The 20,971-nt window shown below is 69.5% G+C and carries 22 protein-coding genes and 3 pseudogenes; 16 read left to right on the top strand and 9 right to left on the bottom strand.

Annotation, left to right across the window (positions count from 1 at the left end; all coding sequences use genetic code 11):
- Positions 1-98: 98 nt before the first annotated feature.
- The 3 genes and pseudogenes from AB0J64_RS37490 to AB0J64_RS37480 all read left to right on the top strand — a co-directional run.
- Positions 99-980 carry a hypothetical protein gene (locus AB0J64_RS37490; protein WP_364038193.1) on the top strand — a complete coding sequence of 294 codons (882 nt, stop codon included), beginning with the start codon at positions 99-101 and terminating at the stop codon, positions 978-980.
- On the top strand, positions 977-2,335 hold the full coding sequence (chrA, locus tag AB0J64_RS37485) for a chromate efflux transporter (RefSeq protein ID WP_364038190.1): 1,359 nt from the start codon (positions 977-979) through the stop codon (positions 2,333-2,335). The genes AB0J64_RS37490 and chrA overlap by 4 nt, the downstream gene beginning before the upstream one ends.
- Positions 2,336-2,452: 117 nt before the next feature.
- A pseudogene (locus AB0J64_RS37480) lies at positions 2,453-3,121 on the top strand (enoyl-CoA hydratase-related protein); the annotation flags it as partial.
- 247 nt (positions 3,122-3,368) lie between these two features.
- On the opposite strand, the gene AB0J64_RS37475 reads toward AB0J64_RS37480, so the two are convergent.
- Entirely contained in the window at positions 3,369-4,562 is a 1,194-nt protein-coding gene (locus AB0J64_RS37475) for a cytochrome P450 (protein ID WP_364038187.1), read from the bottom strand.
- Positions 4,559-5,038 (bottom strand): MarR family transcriptional regulator, encoded by a 480-nt coding sequence (locus AB0J64_RS37470; RefSeq protein ID WP_364038184.1) that lies wholly within the window; start codon positions 5,036-5,038, stop codon positions 4,559-4,561. Before AB0J64_RS37470 ends, AB0J64_RS37475 begins: the two co-directional genes overlap by 4 nt.
- 83 nt (positions 5,039-5,121) lie before the next feature.
- Here AB0J64_RS37470 and AB0J64_RS37465 point away from each other — a divergent pair, with 83 nt between their 5' ends.
- From AB0J64_RS37465 to AB0J64_RS37455, 3 genes are all read left to right on the top strand, one after another.
- Entirely contained in the window at positions 5,122-6,207 is a 1,086-nt protein-coding gene (locus AB0J64_RS37465; RefSeq protein ID WP_364038181.1) for an FUSC family protein, read from the top strand.
- A gap of 413 nt (positions 6,208-6,620) precedes the next feature.
- Positions 6,621-7,046, top strand: a complete 426-nt coding sequence (locus tag AB0J64_RS37460; RefSeq protein WP_364038178.1) for a hypothetical protein — start codon at positions 6,621-6,623, stop codon at positions 7,044-7,046.
- A gap of 694 nt (positions 7,047-7,740) precedes the next feature.
- The gene (locus AB0J64_RS37455) at positions 7,741-8,607 is read left to right on the top strand and encodes an NADP-dependent oxidoreductase (RefSeq protein ID WP_364038175.1); all 867 of its coding nucleotides are present in this window, start codon (positions 7,741-7,743) and stop codon (positions 8,605-8,607) included.
- Between the two features lie 56 nt (positions 8,608-8,663).
- Here the strand turns inward: AB0J64_RS37455 and AB0J64_RS37450 are convergent, their stop codons facing one another.
- The 4 genes and pseudogenes from AB0J64_RS37450 to AB0J64_RS37435 all read right to left on the bottom strand — a co-directional run.
- Positions 8,664-9,650 carry a SagB/ThcOx family dehydrogenase gene (locus tag AB0J64_RS37450; protein ID WP_364038172.1) on the bottom strand — a complete coding sequence of 329 codons (987 nt, stop codon included), beginning with the start codon at positions 9,648-9,650 and terminating at the stop codon, positions 8,664-8,666.
- A 338-nt stretch (positions 9,651-9,988) separates the two neighbouring features.
- Positions 9,989-11,464, bottom strand: coding sequence for an FAD-dependent monooxygenase (locus tag AB0J64_RS37445; protein WP_364038169.1), 1,476 nt, complete (start codon positions 11,462-11,464; stop codon positions 9,989-9,991).
- Positions 11,465-11,543: 79 nt separating this feature from the next.
- Positions 11,544-11,672 (bottom strand): hypothetical protein, encoded by a 129-nt coding sequence (locus AB0J64_RS37440; RefSeq protein ID WP_364038166.1) that lies wholly within the window; start codon positions 11,670-11,672, stop codon positions 11,544-11,546.
- A pseudogene (locus AB0J64_RS37435) lies at positions 11,665-11,829 on the bottom strand (sigma factor-like helix-turn-helix DNA-binding protein); the annotation flags it as partial. The gene AB0J64_RS37440 and the pseudogene AB0J64_RS37435, both read right to left, overlap by 8 nt.
- 35 nt (positions 11,830-11,864) lie before the next feature.
- Between AB0J64_RS37435 and AB0J64_RS37430 the strand changes: the two are divergent.
- Positions 11,865-13,298 carry a hypothetical protein gene (locus AB0J64_RS37430; RefSeq protein WP_364038163.1) on the top strand — a complete coding sequence of 478 codons (1,434 nt, stop codon included), beginning with the start codon at positions 11,865-11,867 and terminating at the stop codon, positions 13,296-13,298.
- A 102-nt stretch (positions 13,299-13,400) separates the two neighbouring features.
- On the opposite strand, the gene AB0J64_RS37425 is transcribed toward AB0J64_RS37430, so the two are convergent.
- Positions 13,401-13,787, bottom strand: a complete 387-nt coding sequence (locus AB0J64_RS37425; RefSeq protein ID WP_364038160.1) for a hypothetical protein — start codon at positions 13,785-13,787, stop codon at positions 13,401-13,403.
- A 170-nt stretch (positions 13,788-13,957) separates the two neighbouring features.
- Here AB0J64_RS37425 and AB0J64_RS37420 point away from each other — a divergent pair, with 170 nt between their 5' ends.
- Positions 13,958-14,092 carry a hypothetical protein gene (locus tag AB0J64_RS37420; protein ID WP_364038157.1) on the top strand — a complete coding sequence of 45 codons (135 nt, stop codon included), beginning with the start codon at positions 13,958-13,960 and terminating at the stop codon, positions 14,090-14,092.
- A 296-nt stretch (positions 14,093-14,388) separates the two neighbouring features.
- On the opposite strand, the gene AB0J64_RS37415 is transcribed toward AB0J64_RS37420, so the two are convergent.
- Positions 14,389-14,832, bottom strand: coding sequence for a carboxymuconolactone decarboxylase family protein (locus AB0J64_RS37415; protein ID WP_364038154.1), 444 nt, complete (start codon positions 14,830-14,832; stop codon positions 14,389-14,391).
- Between the two features lie 173 nt (positions 14,833-15,005).
- Between AB0J64_RS37415 and AB0J64_RS37410 the strand changes: the two genes are divergently transcribed.
- The 7 genes and pseudogenes from AB0J64_RS37410 to AB0J64_RS37380 all read left to right on the top strand — a co-directional run bounded on the left by AB0J64_RS37410 (position 15,006) and on the right by AB0J64_RS37380 (position 20,252).
- Entirely contained in the window at positions 15,006-16,394 is a 1,389-nt protein-coding gene (locus AB0J64_RS37410) for a hypothetical protein (protein ID WP_364038151.1), read from the top strand.
- Between the two features lie 170 nt (positions 16,395-16,564).
- On the top strand, positions 16,565-17,287 hold the full coding sequence (locus AB0J64_RS37405) for a hypothetical protein (RefSeq protein ID WP_364038148.1): 723 nt from the start codon (positions 16,565-16,567) through the stop codon (positions 17,285-17,287).
- Between the two features lie 61 nt (positions 17,288-17,348).
- Entirely contained in the window at positions 17,349-17,492 is a 144-nt protein-coding gene (locus tag AB0J64_RS37400) for a hypothetical protein (RefSeq protein WP_364038145.1), read from the top strand.
- Between the two features lie 54 nt (positions 17,493-17,546).
- Positions 17,547-18,103, top strand: a pseudogene (locus AB0J64_RS37395) (IS5 family transposase); the annotation flags it as partial.
- On the top strand, positions 18,093-18,287 hold the full coding sequence (locus AB0J64_RS37390; RefSeq protein ID WP_364038355.1) for a hypothetical protein: 195 nt from the start codon (positions 18,093-18,095) through the stop codon (positions 18,285-18,287). The pseudogene AB0J64_RS37395 and the gene AB0J64_RS37390, both read left to right, overlap by 11 nt.
- Before the next feature lie 294 nt (positions 18,288-18,581).
- Positions 18,582-19,022, top strand: a complete 441-nt coding sequence (locus tag AB0J64_RS37385; RefSeq protein ID WP_364038142.1) for a hypothetical protein — start codon at positions 18,582-18,584, stop codon at positions 19,020-19,022.
- A gap of 69 nt (positions 19,023-19,091) precedes the next feature.
- On the top strand, positions 19,092-20,252 hold the full coding sequence (locus tag AB0J64_RS37380) for a hypothetical protein (RefSeq protein ID WP_364038139.1): 1,161 nt from the start codon (positions 19,092-19,094) through the stop codon (positions 20,250-20,252).
- Here the strand turns inward: AB0J64_RS37380 and AB0J64_RS37375 are convergent, their stop codons facing one another.
- Complete coding sequence (locus AB0J64_RS37375; RefSeq protein WP_364038136.1) at positions 20,253-20,411, bottom strand: hypothetical protein; 159 nt, start codon at positions 20,409-20,411, stop codon at positions 20,253-20,255.
- A gap of 93 nt (positions 20,412-20,504) precedes the next feature.
- On the opposite strand from AB0J64_RS37375, the gene AB0J64_RS37370 reads away from it, so the two are divergent.
- Positions 20,505-20,879, top strand: a complete 375-nt coding sequence (locus AB0J64_RS37370; protein WP_364038133.1) for a hypothetical protein — start codon at positions 20,505-20,507, stop codon at positions 20,877-20,879.
- Positions 20,880-20,971: the final 92 nt, after the last annotated feature.

Raw genomic sequence — 20,971 nt, 5'->3', positions numbered from 1 at the left:
CCGGCCGGACGAGAGCCCTCACGGACACATCCACCCGGTAGGCCTGGATGGATGCCATACAAGACAGAATTAGGTTTCTGTCTGGTATCAAAACCGCGATGACCGGCGCGCTGTCGGTCGAGGTGATGGAGTCCGGGCCGTTCACCACACTGGAGCAGGTCATGCTGGCCGGCACGGGACGGCCGCTGCGCGAGGTGGTGAACGGTTTCGGCCTGTACAACGCGGTCGCCGCTGTGGCCGGGACGGCAGGGGCGCTGCTCGGCGCGCTGCCGCCGGATCGGCGGCTGCTCGGCGGCGTCCTGGCCGTCGTGGGCGCGGCCGGGTTGACGCTGGCGTTTCGGTTGCCCGCCGGCGTCGAGGCGCCCACCACCTCCCCCGGAGTGCCGCGGCCCCGTATCCTGGCCCGCTCCCGCGGGCCGGTGGCACGGCTGGCCGCGCTGTTCGCCGTGGACAGCCTGGCCGGCGGGTTCGTGGTGCAGGCCTACCTCGGCTACTGGCTGAGCCTGCGTTATGGCGCCACCACGCAGACCATCGGCATCACCTTCGCCATGCTCGGGGTGCTGCAGACGGCCTCCCTGCTGGCCGCCCCGGTGGTGGCAGCGCGGATCGGGCTGCTGCGCACGATGGTGTTCACCCACATTCCGTCCAACCTGCTACTGGCCGCCGTGCCGTTCGCGCCCGGCTTGGGCGGGGCGATCGCGTTGCTGATGGCGCGGGCGTGCCTGTCGCAGATGGACGTGCCGGCCCGGCAGTCGTACGTGATGGCCCTGGTTCCCGAACAGGAGCGGACCGCGGCCGCCGCCGTCACCAACACCGCCCGCTACCTCACCCGCCCGGCCGGGCCCGCGCTGGCCGGCTTCCTCCTGCCGTTCGGCCTGGCGCTGCCGTTCGTGATCGCCGGGGCGGCCAAGACCGCCTACGACCTGACCCTGTGGCGGATCTTCCGGTCCGTCCGCCTGCCCGCTGAAAGGCCGTCATGACGATCGACGCCGCGCGTGATGTGATCCCGTTCCGCCAAGCCGTACGAGCCTGGTTCCTGATCTCGCTGCAGACCTTCGGCGGCCCGGCCGGGCAGATCGCCGTCATGCAGCGCACCCTGGTGGAGGAGAAACGCTGGATCGGCCAGCAGCGCTTCAACCACGCCCTCAACTACTGCATGCTGCTGCCCGGCCCGGAGGCCCAGCAACTGGCCATCTATGTCGGCTGGCTGCTCAACGGCACCCGCGGCGGCCTGGTAGCCGGGACGCTGTTCGTGTTGCCCGGTATGCTGGCGCTGCTGGTGTTGTCGGCGGTCTACCTCCTGTGGCAGGACACCACGGTGGTGACCGCATTGTTCGCGGGCATCGCCCCGGCGGTGCTCGCGATCGTCGCCCAGGCCGTCATCCGGGTCGCCAAGCGCTCCCTCACCCATCCCTTCTTCGTCGCCCTGGCCGTGGCCGCGTTCGTCGCGCTCGCGCTGTTCGCCGTGCCGTTCCCGCTCGTGGTCGCCGCCGCGGCACTCGTCGGCTGGCTGGTGCACCGGCTGGCCCCGTACGTCTTCACGGCGGGCAACGGGCACGGCGGCGACGGCGGGCCGGCGCCGCTGATCCCGGACGATGCCCTGCACCACGCCCAGCCGAGCTGGCGGTCGGCGGGCAAGATCCTGGCCTTCGGGCTGGTCGTGTGGTGGGTGCCGGTGGCCGCGGTGGCGCTGCTGCTCGGCACCGACAGCGTGTTCACCACGCAAGGGTTGTTCTTCTCCGGTACCGCGCTGGTCACCTTCGGCGGCGCGTACGCGGTGCTGGCGTTCGTCGCCCAGCGCGCGGTGGAGGTCTACGGCTGGCTGAGCCCGGGCGAGATGGTCCGCGGCCTGGCCCTGGCCGAGACCACCCCAGGGCCGCTGATCATGGTGGTGCAGTTCGTGGCGTTCCTCGGCGCCTACCGCGACCCGGGCGCGCTGACGCCGTGGGCCGGCGCCCTGCTCGGCGCGCTGCTGACCACCTGGGTCACGTTCGTACCGTGCTTCCTGTTCATCTTCCTCGGCGCCCCGTACGTGGAGCGGCTGCGCCACAATGCCGCCATCAGCGCCGCGCTGACCGGCATCACCGCCTCCGTCGTCGGCGTCATCGCCAACCTGGCGTTCTACTTCGCCGAGCACACCCTGTTCGGGCAGACCTTCACCTGGGCGTGGGGGCCGTTCACCGTTCAGGTCCCCGAGCTCGGCACGGTCAACCCCGTCGCCCTGGTCATCACGGCAGCGGCGCTGGTCATGACGTTCGTGCTGAAGTGGCCGATGCTGCGCATCCTCGGGATCTGCGCGCTGCTCGGCATCGGCACGGTGCTCCTGCCCTGGTAGTGATCAAGAGTGCGCCGCGCAATCGCACCAGCCGCGATCAGCATCGCGGCGAGGTCGGGGGCTTCGGCCTGAGCGGCGAGCAGGGCGACCACGGCCGTCGGGGAACTCGGCGACCGCGCGCGTACCAGGGTCGTGGTCGTACGCGGCGAGGGCGCCGGCTTCTGCGCCGGCGGCGACGTCAAGGACATGCTGTCGGGGGTACGGGCCGGCCGGGGCGCACCGGTGCTGCGTGAGATGGCGGGCGCGGTGCACCGGGCCGTCGCCGGGATCGCCCGCCTGCCCAAACCGGTGATCGCGAGCGTCCACGGCCAGGCGTACGGCGCGGGGTTCTCCCTCGCGCTCGCCTGCGACCTGGTCATCGCCTCCGACGACGCCACGTTCTGCCAGGCGTTCGTCAAGCTCGCCGCCACCCCCGACTCCGGCAGCACCTTCTTCCTGCCGCGCGTCGTGGGACGGCACGTCGCGGCGGAGCTGATCATGCTGGGCGAGGCCGTGGACGCCGCGCGGGCGTACCGGCTCGGCCTGGTCAACCGGGTGGTGCCGCGGCAGGACCTCGACGAGTACGTGCGCGCGCTGGCCGAGCGCCTGGCCGCCGGCCCGGCCGGGGCGTACGCGCGGATCAAGCGGCTGCTCGCGCTCAGCGGGGGCGGCGACCTGGAGCGGCAGCTCGACCTCGAACGGGACGCTCTGGGCGAGAGCGCGGCCACCGGCGACTTCCTGGAGGGCGTCGAAGCCTTCACCGCCCGCCGCCCCGCCCGCTTCGGCTGCGGGACGAGCTCAAGCTGATAGAGACCATCCCGGGGCGGGGCTCATTCGTTCGAGAGGCGCCAACCTCGTGAACGCATGGGACGGTCACCGTCTTCTCACCGCGTCGTGGAGATGGACCCGACGTCCTCCGCGAGGACCACACTCGTGGCACGTTGAGGTAGTTGGCTATGTCGCCGTGGCCGCTGCGCTCCGTGACGCGGTTGTGCCGTCAATGACCCGACCCCGGGCTGAGCCGCCCCGGGACCCGGTTGATGGCACTGGAGATTCACCAAGTGATGGGAAGGGTGTCCACGCCGTACACGGGCATCTCATCGCGGAAGCGTAGCTGTGCGATGTCGGTCGCGAGCTTCATCCGGGGGAAGCGCCGCAGCAGCGCGGGGTAGGCGACCTGCAGTTCCAGCCGGGCCAGTTGTTGCCCGAGGCACTGGTGGACGCCGAAGCCGAAGGCGACATGGTGGTTGGCGGGCCGCTCGGGAGACAAGCAGTCGGGGTCGGCGAAGACCTCGGGGTCGCGGTTGGCGGCGTCGGCGGCGGCGATGACGCCTTCGCCGGCGCGGATGACGGTGCCGCGCAGGTCGACGTCCTCGACGGCGGTGCGACGGCGGCCGGTGTGGGTGATGGTCAGCAGGCGGAGCAGCTCTTCAACGGTGCCCCTGACATAGGCCGGTTCGCCGTCACGCAGCCGTCGAGCCTGCTCGGGGTGCTGCAGCAGAGTGAGGGTGCCGAGGGCGATCATGTTTGCGGTGGTCTCGTGGCCCGCCACCAGCAGCAGGATCGCCATGGCCACCATCTGCCGGGTGGTCAGCTCGCCCGTGCGTCCGTGGTGTTCGATCAGCCGTCCGATCAGGTCGTCACTAGGATCGGCCTGTTTGGCGACCACCAGTTCGTGGAGGTAGCGGGCCAGGGCGCGGCGCGCGCCGGCCGCGTCATCGGGGTCGGCTCGCGTGTCCAGCATCGTCCTGCTGTGTTGCTGGAAGAAGGCGTGGTCGGCGTACGGGACGCCGAGCAGCCGGCAGATGACCATCGACGGAGCGGGCAGCGCGAACGCCTCCACGAGGTCCACCGGTCGTGGTCCGGCGGCCATCGCTGAGAGCAGCCCGTCAATGGTCTCCACCACCAGGGGGCGCAGGCGTTCCATCCGCCGCATGGTGAACTCGCCGATCAGCATGCGGCGGTATCGGGCATGCTCGGGGTCGTCCATCTGCAGGAAGGACACGCCGCCGGTGCGCCGCTTACCGGCAGGGCTGCGGGCGGGATAGCCCGGGCGTGTAGGGTCGGCGCTGAAGCGTGGGTCGGCCAGAACGGCGCGCACGTCGTCGTACCGGGTGACGAGCCATGGCGTGGTGCCGTCCCAGAGCCGCACGCGCGTGATCGGCTGTTCCGCTCGCAACCGGCCGAGCTGTTCAGGTGGGTTCAGTGGGCAGGTACGCGGCATCGGGAATGCCTGGATGTCGGTCATGGAGTCGCTCCCATGGTCGGTGCGTCCGGGTGGGGACAGGGGCTTGCCGTTTCGGCCAGCTCCGTCAGCAGAGCCGCCGCCAGGCCGATCACCTGGATCTCGGTCTCGTTCAGGCCCTCCATCGCGGTGGCGAGCCACGTATCGCGGGCGCCCATGTCGCGGATCAGCACCTCGCGGCCCTCGGGCGTGAGGTCCAGCATCGACGCTCGCCGGTCGATCGGGCTCGGCCTGCGGGCGATCAGGCCCTGGTCCTCCAACTCGGCGAACACCCGGGTGAGCGACTGCGGCTGCTGGTGTTCGGCGATGGCGATCTGCGTCGGCGTGCTGGGACCGTGGCGGTACAGGTGGCCGAGGACGCTCACCTTGTTGCTGCTGAGCGCGTCGGATGGGCGCTCGGCGCGCAACCGGCGGGCCAAGCCCGTGACCGCGCGCCGGGTCTCTGCTGCGACATGGCGTCGCGTCTCTGCATCCCTCATATTGATAAGCTATCACTTAGTGATTTCGACGCCAAACCGCCAATAAATCCCAAATATTACTAAGTGTTGCTTAGTATATAGCTGTGGCATCATCGCTGAAGGACGTCGCGGTCACCACCGGAGCCATGATGGCCAGCCTCGCTGTCGCGGTGGCCGTCGTCCAGGCCGCGCACTTGCAGCCAGGTCTCCCCGTCGTAGCCGCCGCGCTTGGCCTGTCCCTGGGCAAGACGCGGCGGGACGAGGACTGGCTGGATCGGGTCATCGCCCTCACCGTGCTGCCGCTCGTCGCGGCGGCGGCCGTCGCCATGCACGCATTGTTGGCCGGTCCGTACGCCGCGCTCGGCGCAGCGCTGTTCGTGGTCACCATGAGCGCGACCGTCTGGGTACGGCGCTGGGGAGCGCGCGCGACCACCGCGGGGGCACAGGCGTCCATGCCGCTGCTCATCGTGGTGCTCGTGGCGCCGGTGGGCATGGCGGACATCGGCTGGATCGCGCTCATAGCCATGATGACGTGCGGCGTGGTGCTGGTGACGCATCTGCTCACCGGAACGCCATCGCAATGGCGCGCGGACACTCCGCCCCGGGGGCGGCTGCCGGCGAGCACCAAGATGGCGATCCAGTTGGGCGTGGCATTGGCGCTCGCCTTCCTTTGCGGCCGATACGTCCTGGGCGAGCACTGGCAGTGGGCGGTGCTGACGACCTTTCTCGTGTGCAGCGGCAACAGAGGGCGGGCGGCCGTCGTGCACAAGGGGGTCCTGCGGGTCGCCGGTGCGGCGGCGGGCACGGGCGGCGCGACGCTGCTGCTGCCGCTGCTCGAGGGCAGCCCGGCGGCGCACCTCGCGGGCGTCTTCGCCGTCCTGGTCGCTGGCATATGGTCGCGATCATTCAGCTACGCGTACTGGGCTGGGAGCATCACCGCAGCGCTAGCGTTCACCTACGCCTATTTCGAGCAGAGTGCGACGTCGCTGCTGGTCGTGCGCCTCGCGGGCATCCTGCTCGGCGGCGTGATCGCGATCGTGGTCTCGTGGTACCTCCTGCCGGTGCGCAGCACTGCCGTGGCCCGGCTGCGGGTGGCCGAATCCGTGCGCGCGCTGGCCGTCTTCCTCGAAAGCCTGCAGTTCGTGACGGCCGGGCAAGGCCCGGAGAAGCTGGCGGCATCGCGAAGGTGATGGGTCAGGCCTGCGACTCGCTCCGGACTGTGCTGCGGGCGGCGACCTGCGAGACCTTGCCCGGGCTGCCGGCCGCCGGCGGGCTTCGGATCGGCGAGGCCATCAAGCCCGACCGCGCCCACATCGAATGGCGTGGGCATCCTTGTCAATGGCCTTGGAGCGGAGCCTGCGGATACGAACAGGCTGCCCTCAGAGGGTCGCCGCGTAATGGCCCGCTGACACGACCGTCTCCGTCCATGGAGAAACAGATAGAAGTCCAGCATGGAAACGCTATCCAATCAATCGGCGAACAAAATCGAAAGTTTGTCTTTCCGGGAAATGTGTTGCCCCTATGACCAGTCATTCGACTTATTCAATATGTGCTGCGATCGCCTAGCGTCTCGTGTGGCCGTTCCAGTGCTGAAAGGATCTCCATGCGAAAGATTGGGAAAGTCGTCGTCGTTGCGGGGCTGGTCGCCTGTGGTCTGATAGGCGCCCAGCCGGCCAATGCCGCAGCCAATCCTTACAGCCCGGAAGGGGTCTGCGGAGACGGCTACACACGAGTTGACAGCCACCCGCTGAAGAGCCTCGGCCAGACCCACGCGAACATCTATCTGCTCTACAACTCCGCCAGCGGGTACAACTGCGTCGTCACCTTGCGCACCGAAACCACCGGGACCCGCTGGCTGGCCGCCTCCCTCGCGATCAAGGACGGCGGAAGCGATTCCGACCGCGGTGAGTACAAGCACTACGCCGGCCCGGTACGGCTGTACGCCAAGGGCAAGTGCGTGAAGTGGGGCGGCGCCTTCGACACCGATCCCGGCATCTCTTACAGCAGCCCCTGGGAGCACTGCGGCTGACCGGCCATGCGAACCGCACGGGCCAGATTACTCCAGGCGATTTCAAGAACTACAAAGGATGGACCTCTCAGGCCCTGAGCGTCTCCGTTTCAGACTGGAGCCGCGACCCGAACGACACTCATCTCTATAAAGCCTGCGGCCAGCGGATGTGCTCACCGTATGGGTCCCAGCCGCGCTGGGATTGCAGCTGGTTTTCGACGGGATACCAAGAGTGAGACGAATGCCCACAGCGAAGGAGACGGCGCTGTCGGCGACCGTGAACGGCGCCGCTCAGTACCGATGACGGGACAACGGCCACAGTCGTCGTCCGGTCATCGGGCTGACGCTGACCACCTCGGCGTTACGCCATCAGGGGACGTTCCGCGAGCCTGCGTCAGGTCTGACTTCGGGCAGTGGCTGCAATGCGTCGTGACCCGGTCTGGGCAGTGCGAACAGGCCGGGCTCGGGTTCGGTGGGACGCCTCGGGCGACCATGCGTTCGAGCCGGGCGCGCAGGCTCCCGGTGTGAGTGATCGGCTCCGGTGTTCAGCAGGCGGCAATGTCCTTGACCCGCAGCCCGTCCGGCGCCTGTTCCACGACCGTCAGGATCTGCTGGCAGCCGGGCGAGTGGGCAACCGTTAATGTTGGACGCTTATCGGACACTTTGGGAGTTGGGTATGCGTGCTCTGCGGATCGACCACTTCGGAGATCTTGATGTGCTGGCGCTGGTCAACGTACCGGAACCGCAACCGGCCGATGGCGAGGTGCTGGTGCGGGTCATCGCCTCGGCCATCAACCCCGTTGACGACAAGACGCGGGAAGGGGCCATAGGTGAGGGCACGCCACCGTTGCCGATGACGCTCGGCTGGGAACTGGCGGGCATCGTCGTCGACCCGGGCACGAGCGGGCTGTCCGTCGGCGAGCGGGTGTTCGGTATGTCGCGTCAGCTGGCAACCGGGCGCGGCTCATGGGCCGACCTCGTCGCCGTCCCGGCTGCCTCCATCGCCCAGGCGCCCACGTCGGTCAGCCTGGTCGAGGCGGCGACCCTGCCCCTGCCGGGACTGACCGCGTTGCAGACCCTGGACTGGCTGCAGGTCGGCCAGGGAGACAAGCTGCTGGTGGCAGGCGCGGCAGGAGCCGTCGGCGGACTCGCGGTGCAGCTCGCGCGTGCTCGCGGAGCGCAGGTGGACGCGCTGGTGTCCAGACAAGCGCAGATCAAGGTGGTCCAGGAACTGGGAGCCGACCACGCCACCACCGACCGGACCACCCTGCCGGCGGGCGGCTACGACGCCATCTTCGACACCTTCGGCGCCTTCGTCACCGACGCCGTGGCCGATGGCGGCAGGTACGCCTCGGTCGCCACTCAGGCCGGGCCCGTACCCGACCTGTCGCAACGCCGGGTACGCACCACGGTCAACCAGGTGCGCGAAGACGGTCGCGGACTCGCCGAACTCGCCGCAGCCGTGGACGGCGGGCGACTGAAGATCCGGGTCGACGCGCAATACGCCGTGCAGAACATCAAAGCCGCGCACGAGCATTTCCAGCGGGGGAGCCTGAACGGGAAGATCGCGCTGATCTTCTGAACGGACCGTCCGAGGAACGATCTCGTGAATGGTCACGTGGGGCGGCCCAAAGGCGGTCAGGAAGGCGTTGTGGTCTTCGTCTGGAGGGTTGTCAGGCCGAAGGTTTCCATGTCTGCTCCGGCCGGGGCCGAAGCGAGCCCCCCGTCCGGGAGGCCGGCGCCCAGAACATAGAGCGGCGTCTGAGAAACGTTGTCCAGATTCAGCCGTTCCGCCAGCGCTTTGTCGTGGAACGCGCCTGTCTGAAAAGGGCCGAGCCCGAGCACCACAGCAGAGAGGGCAAAGGTCTGGCCCAGGTGCCCGGCGTTGAGGAGGGAAACGCGATAGGCGCGCGGATTCCGGTATTTGGCGAGCATGCGCTCGATCTCCGCCGTCACGACGACGATGAACGCGGCATCTCCCACCCACTGCTGATCCCCGCACATGGCCGAAAGGTCGGCACCGGTGCAGCCTTCGGTCATCAACTCCAGCGAGTGTTCCAATGAGTTGTAGTGATACCAGCCGGGCGTGACGCCGCTGACCTGGCGGATGCCCAGATAGGCCTCCAGTTCCTGCCGGGCGCCGCCCGATGGGCTCGTGCGGCGGATGAGGGCTCCGAACGCGCCGGCATCGATGTAGTCGGCGGGCCCGAAGGTGCTGCTCAGCAAGGCGGCGAAAGACGCGATTGGCACGGGAGCCGACGCGAAGGAGCGATGGGTGCGCCGCCGGTACAGTACCTGTCCCAGCGGCTCGTCGAACCGGCCGGGGAGGCGCGGGAGCAGGATTCGATCGGCTTCTGGATAGGTGGTGAAGATGGGCGGCCGGCCTTGAGCCGCCAGCGCATCGCGGTCGTCGCCGCTCGCCTCGGAGTAGATGTGGTTCTGCGTGGCGAAGTGGAAGAACGACGCCTCGGGAGACCATGGCCCCCATCGAGTGTCGAGCGCCTCGTCTCGCAGATCCTCCCGGCTGCCTTCGGCGAGCAGAAGCCCGCGCGAGACCAGCTCGGGAATGGCCGCGGCGACCGACTCGCGAGCTTCGTGCGGCAGATACTCGACGGCCTCGTCCACGGTGCGCCAATCGTTGAAGGCGTCCAATAGTTCCGCGACGGCGACCGGCAGGACGAGGGCTTTTCCTCGAAGAAAAGGGTGGGCGACGAACGCTCCGTTGCGCCTGCCGAGCGGGCTACGGCCCTCTGGGCAGGCGGAATCTCGCGGTCGCGGCTAATGGCTCCAATGCCAATTGTTGCGGTCGGAGCGCTCGAGCTCCTCGACAGTTAGCGAAATGTAACGCATTTCTGTTCACCTCCGCTTCATGTTTTCGATCCGACGCAAAGGGTATTCTGGGCGGACTGTACGCGTATCAGTCACATGACTGGTGTGCGGGCAGAAGTCGCTGCACAGCGACTTCAGGTGGCCGGTCGGCGCAGCCATTCGGTGAGCGCCTTCCTGACCTGGCCGGGAGCAGGGAAGGTCGCCGTCCAGGCGGCGTACCCGTCGGGCCGTACCAGGATGGTGGTGGCCTTGCCCAGCAGTAGCGGGCGGGAGGAGCGCAGGACGCGCAGCCGGTCGGGCCAGGGATCGTCGCCGGCCGGGAGGCTCTGCGTGGTGTCGATGAGGACGAAGCGGCCGTCGCCGAGGTGCTCGTAGAGCCGGCTCGCCCTCTCGTCCAGTGTGAGCGCCAGGTCGGGGACGCGGGTGCCGGCGAGGGGTGTCTCGGTGACCTGGTCGGGGACGGGGTAGGTGACGGCCATGCCGGCGAACATCAGCCGGAGCCGTTCGGAGACCCGTGGGTGGTTGACGATCTTGGGGAAGAGGTAGGGGCGGACCGCCCGGACGGCCGGCGGTGCTTCGGCGACGCGTCGCAGGGTGTCGGTCAGGCGCAGGACCTGGCGGCCGACCGGGTGGCGCTCGGGCTGGTAGGTGTCCAGCAGCCAGGACGGCGCCCATCCCCGGTCGGCGGCGGCCAGTTTCCAGGACAGGTTGGCGGCGTCCTGGATGCCGGTGCTCATGCCCATGGCGCCGAGCGGTGAGTGCACGTGGGCCGCGTCCCCGGCCAGGAAGACCCGGCCGACGCGGTAGTCGTGCGCCTGGCGGCGCTCGCTCAGGAACCGGGTGGACCAGCGCATCCCGGCCACGCCGAGGTCGCGGCCGGTGATCCGCAGCATCGCGTCGCGGACCTCCTCGATGCCCACCGGCCGCTCGATGGGGATGCCCTGGCCGGTACGATCCCAGATCGTCGCGCGGTACCACCCGTCGCCGTAGGGAGGCAGGAGCACGACGCCGTCGTCGCCCATGAACGGGTTGACCGCCAGCGGCAGGTCGGCTTCGAGCCGGACGTCGGCGAGCAGGATGCGGGTGTCGTAGGCGTGCCCGCTGAACCCCACCCCCAGCAGGCGGCGCACCGCGCTGTGCGCCCCGTCGCAGCCCACCACGTAGCCGGCCCGCTCGGTGCGCCCGCCGGCGAGGGTGAGCGTCACCCCGGTGCCGTCCTGCGCCAGGCCGGTGACCTCCGCCCCGCGGACGATCTCCACGCCGAGGCCTCGGGCCCGCTCTTCCAGCGCGGCCTCCGTGCGGGCCTGGCCCAGGATGATCAGGTACGGGAAACGGCTGTCCGGGTGACGTACGTTGAAGACGACCCCTTCCCCTTTCACGCCTTTGACGTGGGGCCGTACCTCGTCGATCTTGAGACCTTCCGCGACCAGCTTGTCGGCCAGGCCGCGCATGTCGAGCAGTTCGAGGGTGCGGGCGTGGATGGCGAAGGCTCTGGTGAGGTTGGACTCCTCGGCCCTGCGCTCGAGGATCTTGACGGGGATGCCGGCGGCGGCCAGATCTCCAGCCAGCATGAGCCCTGTGGGACCGGCCCCGACGACGATGACGCTCATGACGTCTCCATGAGATACTCCAAGTTCCGGTACTACAAGTACCATTTCAGGAAGTGATACTCGTAGTACCGGATGGTTGTCAAACCAAAGGAAGCTCGCCGTGCCGTGCGGCGCAGGCCGCCACGAGCCGGGCCCTGCCCTCCGCCTCGACGTCCGCGCCGGCCGGCGGAGCCCAGAGCAGCTCGCGGATCGCAGCCAGGTCATCCATCCGTGTCCTCCTCCATCGGATTGACGCCGCCGAAAGCGGCGCGCAACTTCTTGCGGGCCCGGTTGAGCCGGGACCCCACGGCGCCCGTCGGGATGTCGAGCGCCTGCGCGATCTCCTCGTAGCTGAGCTCCGCCAGCGCGGCCAGCACCAGCACGTCGCGGAACCGGGCTGACCACCATCACCAGGACCGACGTGCCGGCCGCCGACGTGAACCCCGTCGTGCTCGAGAATCCGGACAGCAAGGTCACCGTACGGCTGCCCAAAGGCACGTACCTGATCGACAACAGGACCAGCGCGGGCGACGACGTCACCATGCTCGTTCACCCCGGCCTCACGCTGAACTCCTCTCAGATCGTGGTGCTGGACGCCCGGCTCGGGAAACCCGTGTCCATCGGCCTACCGCGAACGTCCGTCACGCCCCTGCCCCTGCTCAGCGAGGTGACGTACGACGTCAAGACGCTCGACGGCCGGGAGATGTACGACGAATGGGCCGGCGGGCAGGAGTCGTTCGACCGGCTGTCCGTCGCGCAGATCGGCACCGGCCGGCGCGACGACCTGGTCACGAAGATCGGCGGGCAGTGGGCCGTGCCGGGGCCCGGAGGCGACCTCACGGACAGCCCCGCCGCGTACCGGCTCGCCTGGTTCGTACGTGGGCAGGTGCCCACCGGCTTCGTCAGGAACGTCGAGCAGAAGGACCTGGCGACCGTACACAGGGACTACGCCGTCCAGTGGGCCGGTTCGCGAGCCGAGGTGGGAAGCAGGGCCCTGCCCGCCGACCGCGATTTCCCCTCGTCGACTTTCGTCATCGGCTTTTCCCTCCCCTTCCTGCACACCGAGTACCACAACACCGACGACGGCATCCGCTGGCAGCACGGCACCCGGGAACAGCTTGCCGACGACATTCACCTGGTGGATTCGCCGCCGGTCCGGTATGCCGCCGGACGCGTCTACACGGAGAAATGGAATCGCGGGGTCTTCGGACCGGTCCTCATCGACAGCAGGGAACTGCCTCTCGTCACTCACACCGGCAACGTGATCCAGGCCAGGCCGGCGCTCTTCGGCGACGGAGCGGGACGCACGGGCGCGTCGTCCCTCGCCACGGCGCACATCGCCCTCTACCGAGACGGTCGGCTCGTGACCGAGGCGCCGCGGCCGTTCCTCCAGGCGGTGCAGGTGCCGCCCGGCGACGCGGCCTACCGCCTCCAGGTCGAGGCCGGGCGCCCGCCGGCGGCCACACTGTCCACCCGCGTGTCGGTCACCTGGACGTTCCGCTCCGCCACCGTCCAGGACGGCACCGCGGCGCTGCCGCTGTCGGTGGTCGGCTTCTCCCCCGAGCTGGACCGGCGCAACACCGCACCGGCCGCCCAGCCGTTCACCGTGCCGCTGACCGTACGGAAACAGACCGGATCGGCCGCGGGTGAGGTCCGCGACCTGTCCGTGGACGTCTCCTACGATGACGGCGCGTCCTGGCAGGCCGCGAAGGTGGCCCGGTCCGGGGCGAACGGCACGGTCCTGCTCCGCCACCCGGCCGTGGACGGGTTCGTCTCGCTCCGCGCCCGATCGAAAGACAGCGCGGGCAACACCGTCGAGCAGACCATCATCCGCGCCTACCGGATCGCCCGGTGACCACTCCTCCGGCTGACACGATGACGTCTACCTGACTCGCCGCAGGATCTGGACCTCCGTCCGTACCCAGCCCTGACCGAAGTCCATCCGCGCGGTGTGCTCTCAGGAGTTCTCATCGCGCCGCGTGAACGTCTCCTGCGCGCGGATCTTCCGCTCCGCGTGCAGGATCACCGCGTCGGCCGCCAGCTCATCGCCCTTCCAGCCCGGCGAGGTCACGGTGGCGCGGCGGCCCCGGTTGTCGAACCACTCGGAGACCAGCAGGCCCTGGGCCTGGTCGTACCCCCACAGGCGGGCCGCCTCCACGACATCGGGGGCGCCGCCGGAGCCCGGCTGCTCGATCCAGGTGAACCGCTGCTCCAGCCAGTGGCCCCCGAGCCGGAAGGCGGCCTCGACCCGCAACACCGGCTGCGAGAACGACGGGGAGAACTCGGTGGACCAGAACTCCCCCTCGCCCTCCCACGTACCGGCGAAGAACCTCAGTTCAAGCAACTCATGAGCAGGAGACGAACGCATCGCCCCGCCTTCCCTGGGAAACGATCATCGCCGTCATGCTACGGAGACGCGCACGGCGCGCGAAGCCGTCGGGCAACTGGGGCATGCGTGGTCCGGCCGGTCATCTGACTGATTCTCCCGGCAGACGCCGCTTGTACGGTCGTTCCATGGCGAAGCGAACGGCCGCTCAGATCTTCGGCGCCCTGAGCACGGCGAGGCCGATCCTCCCCGGCCGCGATCATCTCACGCGCCGGGCCGCTCGGCTGAACGCGCGCTTGCGCGACCGGCTCTACTGGCAGTAGTTGCCGGTCACGGCGCCGCCGTGGAGAGCTGCGACCTGGCACACGTACGTGCGGGGCGGCAGTCCCGTACCGGCGTTCGTCACGTTGATCCTGGCCGGACCCTCGACCGAGTCCGGGCCTGTGCATCCGAGCGCGAGGATCGACCAGCCGCCGATCCATGGGGACGGGCCCAGCGAGCCCCCGCTCGCGGGCGTACATCCGCGGCCGTGGCGGGCAGCAGCGCTCCCATGGGCAGAGCGCCGACCGGCTGCTGCGGCGTGCCAACGGCGCCTCGAGGCGTTTCGAGCGTGCGGGCGTCAGGTCCCCGGCGTGACCCGGGCGCCCACGAGAATCCGGTTCCAATTGTTGATCATGCCGATGGCGACCAGGAGCAGGGCGAGTTGCTCCTCGCTGTAGTGCTCGGCGGCCTCCTGCCACACCGCGTCGGAGACGACGGCGCGGTCGGCCAGCCGGGTCGCCTCCTCCGTCAGCGCCAGCGCGGCCCGCTCCGCCGCGGTGAACACCGTGGCCTCGCGCCACGCGGCCACCATCCAGAGCCGCTCGTCGCTCTCCCCGGCCTGCTTCATGTCGCGGGTGTGCATGTCCACGCAGTACGCGCACCCGTTGCTCTGGCTGGCCCGTAGCTTGACCAGCCCCAGCGTCGGAGTGGGCAGCTCGCTGTCGTGCAGCAGCTTCTCCACGGCGAAGAAGTGCCGGTAGATGTCGGGGACGAGCTTGGCGACGTCGATCCTCTGACTCATCACAACCTCCGGGGTCGTCACGGTTTCCAGGGAGACAACACAGCCCGCCCCTTTGTGACCGGCGCGGCGTAAAAGTTGGGAATCGTGGAGTTCGCATGCCGGATGACCAGCCAGGTGGCCAGGCCAGTCATCTGACTGATATTTCCGGCGGACGGGGCTTGTACGGTCGTTCCATGGCGAAGCGAACGGCCGCTCAGATCTTCGGCGCCCTGAGCACGGCGAGGCCGATCGAGCGAACCCGGATCGTCCTGGGCAAGGCGGTGGTCATGGGCGGGAGCGTCGCCGGGCTGCTGGCCGCCCGCGTGCTCGCCGCCCACGCCGAGACCGTCGTGATCATCGAGCGGGACGATCTGGGCGAGACTCCGGCCGCACGTCCGGGTGTGCCGCAGGGCAGCCAGTGGCACGCGCTGCTCGCGGGCGGGCTCCGGCAGCTCGAACGCTGGTTCCCCGGCATCACCGCGCAGGCCCGCCAGGAGGGCGCGGTGATGCTGCCCGGCAGGCGGGTGCGCACCTATGTCGACAACGTTCCGCCGGCCACGACGGCCCCCTACGACGTGCTCAGCGGCACCCGCCCGTTCCTGGAGAACGTGATCCGCCGCCGCACGCTCGATCTGCCGAACGTGAAGGTGATCCCTGGCAGGGTCTCCGGGCTGAGCTTCGGCGCCGGGCGGGTGCAGGGGGTGCGCTGGATCAGCGGAGGCGAGGAGGCGGTGGAGGACGCCGACTTCGTGGTGGACGCGATGGGCCGCGCCAGCAAGCTCGGAGACTGGCTCGAAGAGGCCGGCTGGCAGAAGCCGTCGTTGCACCGGGTGCCCATCAACCTCAACTACGCCACGGGACTCTTCGCCCGGCCGCCGGAGGCTCCGATCTCCGCGACGCTGGCCCGCCGCAGCCCTGCCTTCGCAGCGGCCCGCACCGCCGGCGGCGGGGTCAGCTCCGTGGAAGGGGGCGCGTGGGTCGTCACGCTGGGTGGTTACGACGACGATCGCCCGGGCCGTACGCTGGAGGACTTCCTCCGGCGCTGCCGCGAGGACATGCCCCCCGAGTTCGCGCGGGCCGTCGCCGGCGAGCCCCTCGTTCCTATCGCCACCTACCGCCAGGCCGATGCCCGCCGCCGCGACTACGCCGGGCTGACGCGGCTCCCCGGTGGGCTGGTGAGCGTGGGCGACGCGGTGGCCTCCTTCAACCCCTTCTACGGCCAGGGCATCACATCGGCAGCCCTGCACGCCTCCAGCCTGTCGGCCTACCTGTGGAACGTGCGGGACGCCCGGATACCGGCGCACGAGTTCTTCGGCCTGCAGGAAGTGATCGTCGACGCCGCCTGGGAGTTGTCCACGGCGGCCGATCTCGCCCGGCTGCAGAGCGGCGCGGCGCTCCCGCTGCGGGCGCGGCTCGCACGCTGGCTCAGCGGGCAGATCGTCGACGCCTCGCTGGTCGACGAGACGATCTCGCGGCGCTTCGCCGACGTGACGTACATGACCGCTCACCCCACCACCCTCATGACACCCGCCACCGTGGCCCGCTCCATCTGGGCGAACCGCCGCCGCCCCATCGCGCGCTAGCGATCCGGTGCCCGGCACCCACGGGCCGGGCAGGGACTGGCAGTGCTGTACGACCTGCGGGCGCTGCGGCCTGTACGGCGCCCGCCGCCGGTGAAACCGAAGAGGATCCAGCGTTCACCAGGTCCTACCGTCGGCTTATCGGGACGAGATGGGTGTGGGAGTGTGGAAGCATGGCGATCGAGTGGTCCCGGCAGGAGATTTTCGCAGCGGTCAGGACGTGCCTGTCACGGGCGGGTGCCGTGACGGAGGGCTACTCCTACGTCGATGTCCGGACGGAGCCCGACGGCATGGTCGTGCTCTTTCGCTGGCGGCGGGATCGGAACCTCTACGCTTTCGCAGTCGAGTACCCGGCGGCGCCGCGCAGCCCGTGGACCGGCCTGCCGGTGCACTCGGCGGACGAATGGGCCGCGGACGTCGAGGGCCGGCTCGCGGAGGAGCTCGCGACCGGGCTGGTCCGCAGGGGACGCCGGACGGTTCGAGACGGGTACGTCCTGCTGGACCCGCGCGACGCCCCTGATCTCCATCCCCCCGGCTTCTTCATCAGCTCGGTCCCCCCGCATGCGACCGCGCCCGGCGCCTGGCTGGCCACGGCGGGGATGGAGGTGGACCTCCCGAGAAGGCTGATCGCCCAGGGCAGGCTCGTCTGCTGGGTGCAGGCCTACGTCGACAGCGCTCGCGGCGGACCTTTCGTCGGCCATGCGGCCGCGTCATGGGAGGACGAGCAGCGCACCACGGCCCGTCTCGAACTGGTGCAGGTCCTCCCCGGCGTCCCGGTGGAGGTTCGCGGCGCACTGGCGCGGGTCGCGATCAGCGAGGCGGCCGAAGCCGGCGCCCTGCGCGTGGTCACCGCGATCGGCGATCCCGCGCCGGACAGGCTTCACGTCCCAAGGTGATCCGGAAATCGTGAACCTCCTTGGCTTCTCGCCCGACTGTGCAAGATGACGGGAGGGCAAGATGACCGATGAGCTGCTGGTGGTGCGCGCTCAGCTCGGCGAGCGCGCGGCGCTGGCCGAGCTGCTGGCTCGGTGGCGGGTGCCGGTGTGGACGTACGTGCGCCGCATGCTGGACGCGGACCGGGCCGACGAGGCCTCGCTGTAGTCCTGGGGAAATTTCCAACGGATTTGCCTGATCTGCGACGATGTACGGCTCTGTGGACGTAAGCGGCTGGATGACCGGCTGGCGTTACAGGGCATCTTGTTCGTGCTGCACACCGGCATCGCCTGGGAGCACCTGCCACAAGAGCTGGGCTACGGCTCGGGCATGACGTGCTGGCGACGTCTGGCCGAGTGGAACGCCTCCGGCGTCTGGCAGCGCCTGCACGAGGTGCTGCTCGACCGCCTGCGCGCGGCCGACGCGCTCGACCTCTCCCGGGCTGCGGTGGACTCTTCCCAGATCAGGGCGTTAAAAGGGGGGCGCAGACCGGCCCGTCCCCCGTCGATCGCGGACGGGCCGGCAGCAAGCACCACCTGATCACCGACGCCACCGGCATCCCCCTCGCGGTCATCCTGACCGGCGCCAACCGCAACGACGTCACCCAACTCATCCCGCTGCTGCAGGCCATCCCGAAGGTACGCGGCCGGCCCCGCCAGCGCCCCGACGTCGTGCTCGCCGACCGCGGCTACGACCACGACAAGTACCGACGGCTCGTGCGCGAGCTGCAGATCCGCCCCCTGATCGCCCGCCGCGGGCAGCCACCGGATGGCGTGGGAGGCGCAGCTCTCCCCGATCACCGACGACGACATCCAGATGCGCACCGACCGTTATGCCGACGACCAGGTCACTGTGTGCTGGGTCAGTTCCCGTGACCGCGTGCCGTGGCTGTGCACGGTCCCCGCGATCGCTGTGGCCCCGGTGAGCCAGCCGGCAGACGCCGAACGATGGAAGGTGATGTGACCCTGGCAAAGGACCGGGTGAAGCTCCCGAAGCGGAAATCTACGTTGTAAAGCCCCAGAGACTGGGACAAACTGCGTTGATCGCCGCCCCGCCCACCCCCGGCGGCCGGAATACGGCCGACTAATTAATAACCCTTGAGTTCAACTGGGCTTCTTTGGTCTCTCTAGCCCCAGGACCTGGGCCTATCTGCTGGTGCTCCGGCTTCTGCGAACGTTGATGAGACTTCGAGGATTCTGAAGGTCTATCGTCCTGGTCGTTCGTCTTGCTGTGGCGGTGAAGGCGAGGTGCCTGGGGTTGGCGCTGGCGGTGGTGCGGGATCTTCGGGTGGCTCGGGCTCCGGTCACGCCGGAGGATCTGGAGGCGTTAGAAACCGACGTGTTGGCCGGCTTCGTGCTGGCCCGGGCGGCGGCGGGGTTGTCGGACGGAACGATCTCTTCCGACGTGGTGCATCTGGAGCAGGTGCGGGCGTGGTTTGGGCGGCCGCTGTGGGAGATGGAGCCCGCCGACGCCGATGCGTACTTCGGCAAGGTCCTGCGCGTCACTGCGAAGGGCACCCGGCTGGCCCGGGCCCAGGCGATCAAGACGTTTTTCCTGTTCCTGGAGTTTCTCTGCACTTTGCAAGCCGGCTGCCGTGGAGATCAATCGCTCCGTGAAGAAGGCGCGAGCGAAGTGCAACCGATGCCTGATCGGCTGGGCGGCAGCGGTCCTGGCCGCTCCATCCGTACGGCGCTGTGATCCCTCACAGTCCTCGACTGATCATGTCCGGTGCTGGTCAAGAAGGCCGTTCCATACGATGATCTCTGCATGTGGTTCCGCACGTCTGCCACCCTGGCGGGTTTAGCTCTGGCCGTCCTGGCCGCCGGATGCGCCGATCCGGCCGCCGACCGGGTGTCGCTCGTCAGCGCGACCCAGCCCCCGGCGTCCCCGCCACTGCCGTCGCTCACGATGGTCCCGCCGCAGCCCTCGTCCATGGTGTCCTCAGGTCTCGTACGGCACCCGTTCCCGCAGGCGACCTCCTTGGCCGAGCCCATGGCGACTGGAACACCCCTGGCTGCGACGGGTTCGCCGCGGTTCTTCCTCTCCGCGCGCACTCCGCTCGCCCACTTCCCCGGCAAGTCCAAGACCGCTGTCTTCACCCCGGTGCCCCCCGCCGTGCACAACGCCGAGACCGGGTCGTTCATCGCGAACGTCCCGCTGCCGCCCGGCGTCGAAAGCTCTTGGCACCTGGTGGCCGCCGCCCGGGACAACCGCACATTCGCCATCGCCGGCTGGACCGAGCCGAAGAATCCAGAGATCCGCTTCTTCCTGGTACGCCTCGGCGAGGACGGGCGGCCCGGGAAGTCGGTGGCCGTCATGCAGACCGACCCCGACGACCTGACGCTCGTCTACGACCTCGCCCTCAGCGCCGACGGCACCCGACTGGCCTACGCCACGCCGCTCATCGGAGGCGGCGCCAAAATCTCCGTGCTCGACGTCGCCACTGGCCAGCGCCGGGACTGGAAGACGTTGACGCACTCGATGGTGAGCGGCCTGTCCTGGGCCCCGGACGGCCGCTCGCTCGCCTATGTGCTGGGTGGACGGGCCATCGCCGTGCTCGACCTCACCCGCCTGAGCACCGGCCCGGACGGCGCCGCGTCCCGGATCATCAAGAACGCCACGGGCGCCATGCCATTCGAGTCGTTGGCCCACACCCCTGACGGCAGCGCGCTGATCTACGCATCTGGGCACACCGTCGAACGCGTCCCCTTGGCGGGTGGGCCAGAGCAGGTCCTGGCCCGGCCGGATCTGCCCCCTGACGCCTCGCTGAGCTTGCGCTTCAGCGTCGACGGGACCGGCGAACACCTCCTGTACGTGCACAAGTGGCGCGCCTACCGGGTCGCCCTCGCCGACGGCGCGGTCACCTCGGCGCCGATCACAGTCGACGAGCGTCCGGGTGAGGGCGACTCGCCGCGCGCAGCCTGGTGATCAGGGGCGCCCGCCCGAACCGCCTGGCGTTCCGCCGTGCTCAGGAGCGCCGGCCGGGCTGGTCCACGATCTTGGCTCGGGCACGTCGCGGGTCATGGTGATGCCCTTGATCGCGGGCAGCCCCCGGGAGGGCGCGGCCCGCGCCTCGGGTCGTGCCACTGGGCGGTAATGAGCTGGTTGATCTCCATGAACAGGATCTGCGGCGGGACGTGACCGTGCAGCTCCTGCGGCCCCCGGCGGTCCTCGTCGAGGATGGCCGCCTTGCTGGGGCTGGCCGACGACGTGGTGGACGCGTTCGTACGAGATCTGCGCCCGGCCCGCCCCGAAGCCGTCGAACGGGCGCGCGGCCAGATCCTGAAATACGCTCCCGACCTGCTGTTCCCGCCCACCGACGGCGAGAACCGTCCGATGCGTGTCGTCACGCACGGCAGGAACGCCGGACGGGCTTGGGCCATGAGCGCCGGGCTGCAGGGCGAAACCTTCACGTACGCGCTGCGCGTGCTCTCCCTCCGGGACCGGATCGTGGACGGGGGCGGCGGAAGCCTCGAACCGTGGAAGCCGGAGTACGGCCGGGCGCCGCTGACGGAGAACGGTGAGGTCACTGGCTCCCTGCGACGCCTCCCCTGAGCTGCCGGACGAGCCCCACAGCATGGACACAGGTCGGATGACGGATGCGGCCGCGCGTCCGGCCGCCTCACACTGACAGGCAGCCACCAGCC

It is taken from the genome of Nonomuraea sp. NPDC049695 (assembly GCF_040674955.1).
GTDB classification, from domain to species: domain Bacteria; phylum Actinomycetota; class Actinomycetes; order Streptosporangiales; family Streptosporangiaceae; genus Nonomuraea; species Nonomuraea helvata.
Note: the sequence above shows the minus strand (reverse complement) of the source record. Positions and strands in the feature narration are given on the sequence as shown.

Excerpts from the sequence above, each read along its gene's own strand:
- AB0J64_RS37475 (WP_364038187.1), bottom strand. The coding sequence starts at position 4,562 with ATGACCGACATCCAGGCATTCCCGATGCCGCGTACCTGCCCACTGAAC.
- chrA (WP_364038190.1), top strand. The coding sequence starts at position 977 with ATGACGATCGACGCCGCGCGTGATGTGATCCCGTTCCGCCAAGCCGTA.
- AB0J64_RS37490 (WP_364038193.1), top strand. The coding sequence starts at position 99 with ATGACCGGCGCGCTGTCGGTCGAGGTGATGGAGTCCGGGCCGTTCACC.
- AB0J64_RS37445 (WP_364038169.1), bottom strand. The coding sequence starts at position 11,464 with ATGAGCGTCATCGTCGTCGGGGCCGGTCCCACAGGGCTCATGCTGGCT.
- AB0J64_RS37370 (WP_364038133.1), top strand. The coding sequence starts at position 20,505 with ATGGCCGCCTTGCTGGGGCTGGCCGACGACGTGGTGGACGCGTTCGTA.
- AB0J64_RS37440 (WP_364038166.1), bottom strand. The coding sequence starts at position 11,672 with ATGGATGACCTGGCTGCGATCCGCGAGCTGCTCTGGGCTCCGCCGGCC.
- AB0J64_RS37390 (WP_364038355.1), top strand. The coding sequence starts at position 18,093 with ATGGCGTGGGAGGCGCAGCTCTCCCCGATCACCGACGACGACATCCAG.
- AB0J64_RS37415 (WP_364038154.1), bottom strand. The coding sequence starts at position 14,832 with ATGAGTCAGAGGATCGACGTCGCCAAGCTCGTCCCCGACATCTACCGG.
- AB0J64_RS37380 (WP_364038139.1), top strand. The coding sequence starts at position 19,092 with ATGTGGTTCCGCACGTCTGCCACCCTGGCGGGTTTAGCTCTGGCCGTC.
- AB0J64_RS37405 (WP_364038148.1), top strand. The coding sequence starts at position 16,565 with ATGGCGATCGAGTGGTCCCGGCAGGAGATTTTCGCAGCGGTCAGGACG.
- AB0J64_RS37460 (WP_364038178.1), top strand. The coding sequence starts at position 6,621 with ATGCGAAAGATTGGGAAAGTCGTCGTCGTTGCGGGGCTGGTCGCCTGT.
- AB0J64_RS37400 (WP_364038145.1), top strand. The coding sequence starts at position 17,349 with ATGACCGATGAGCTGCTGGTGGTGCGCGCTCAGCTCGGCGAGCGCGCG.
- AB0J64_RS37420 (WP_364038157.1), top strand. The coding sequence starts at position 13,958 with ATGGCGAAGCGAACGGCCGCTCAGATCTTCGGCGCCCTGAGCACGGCG.
- AB0J64_RS37410 (WP_364038151.1), top strand. The coding sequence starts at position 15,006 with ATGGCGAAGCGAACGGCCGCTCAGATCTTCGGCGCCCTGAGCACGGCG.
- AB0J64_RS37470 (WP_364038184.1), bottom strand. The coding sequence starts at position 5,038 with ATGAGGGATGCAGAGACGCGACGCCATGTCGCAGCAGAGACCCGGCGC.